The 1708-nt window shown below is 67.2% G+C and carries 1 protein-coding gene; it reads left to right on the top strand.

Going from position 1 to position 1708, the window contains the following annotated elements; genetic code table 11:
* Window positions 1-125 precede the first annotated feature (125 nt).
* A complete protein-coding gene (locus tag INT51_RS21905; RefSeq protein ID WP_114329648.1) occupies window positions 126-1538 on the top strand; it encodes an IS1380 family transposase in 1413 nt (470 codons plus the stop codon).
* Window positions 1539-1708 lie beyond the last annotated feature (170 nt).

Genomic DNA, 1708 nt, shown 5'->3' with positions numbered 1-1708 from the left:
TTAGCCTCGGGATTTCATGGGGGTGTGGTCCCGACCGGCGGACGGCTTAGAGAAAGGTGCTCCTGACCTGGAATAATACGGGGTGTTGAAGCTCGTATCGATCCGGCGGAAGGAGCACCTTTCAGGTGTCCCACCCTACCTTGTTCTCCTACCCTCGTCCGCGCGTGGACATTGCCGAGGTCCCGGCGGTCTCGCATGCCGGTGCGGTGCTGCTGACCGACACACTCCACTCCACCGGCCTGGCCCATTCGCTGCGCGAAGCGCTGGATCCTTGGACGAAACCGCTGGCCGAGCATCACGCCGCGAAGGTTCTGCTGGACCTTGCGATGACTCTCACGGTGGGCGGGGAGGTCGCTCGGGACACTGACCTGTTGCGGTGCGAGCCGGGCCTGTTCGGGCCCGTCGCCTCGGCCCCGACGATCTCGCGCACGCTCACCACCCTGGCCGAAGACGCCCCGGCAGTGATCGAGGCAATCTCGAGGGCCCGCCGTGCCGCGCGTGAACGAGCCTGGACCCTGGCCGGTGATCACTCCCCGGCCGCGCAGGCCAGCGCGAAGGCCCCGCTGGTCATCGACCTCGACGCCACCCTGATCAACGTCCACAGCGAGAAGGAACAGGCCGCACCGACGTTCAAACGCGGCTTCGGCTACCACCCCCTATGCGCGTTCCTCGACCACGGTCAGGCCGGCACCGGGGAACCCCTCGCCATCGCCCTGCGCCCGGGCAACGCGGGCTCGAACACCGCCAGCGATCACATCACCGTCACTCGCCAGGCTCTCGCCCAGCTCCCACCAGCCCTGCGTGCCCGGGACGGGCGGGGCTCGAAGAAGATCTTGATCCGCACCGACGGGGCCGGCGGCACCAAGGGCTTCATCGACTGGCTGACCACGCAGCGTCTGGGCTACTCGGTCGGGTTCACCCTCCCGGCACACACTCCTGACCTGCTGGAACGTATCGATAGAGCCGATGCGTGGACTCCCGCCTACGACACCGAGGACGACGGGATCCGCGATGGGGCATGGGTCGCGGAGCTGACCGGGCTGCTGGACCTTACAAGCTGGCCAGAGGGGATGCGAGTGATCGTGCGGAAGGAACGACCCCACCCCGGAGCGCAGCTGCGGATCACCGATCACGAGGGCATGCGGATCACCGCGTTCGCGACCAACGCCCCGCGCGGGCAACTGCCCGTCCTCGAGCTGCGTCACCGTCGCCGTGCGCGCTGCGAGGACCGGATCCGGAACGCGAAGGACATGGGACTGATGAAGTTCCCGCTGCAGTCCTTCGCGCAGAACCAGGTGTGGTGCCAGATCGTCCAGCTCGCCTCCGACCTGGTCGCCTGGATGCAAACCATCGCTTTCACCAGTGACGACGCGCGGAAGTGGGAGCCCAAACGACTCCGTGCGCGATTGTTTGAGATTCCCGCGACTCTCGTGCGGCGCTGTCGGCACAAGGTCCTACACCTCGCCCGGCACGCCCCGGAAGCACTCACCGTCTTGACCGGCGTCAACCGGCTCCGCATCGCCGTCGCGCAGACCTGAACCGGCGAGCCCGCTCGTCCCTACGATCCCCAGCACCTTCTCGGGAGTGGAACCCGACCGCCCGCCACGGACACGGCGACAGATCGTCACACCCACATGCCAGAATCAGCAGCTGAACACCGGCAACGACGCCGGTCGCCCCCGCTCACAACCCCGATGAAACATCGAGG

It is taken from the genome of Brachybacterium sp. FME24 (assembly GCF_014897705.1).
Taxonomy (GTDB): domain Bacteria; phylum Actinomycetota; class Actinomycetes; order Actinomycetales; family Dermabacteraceae; genus Brachybacterium.
This window is presented reverse-complemented; position numbering and strand designations above follow the sequence as displayed.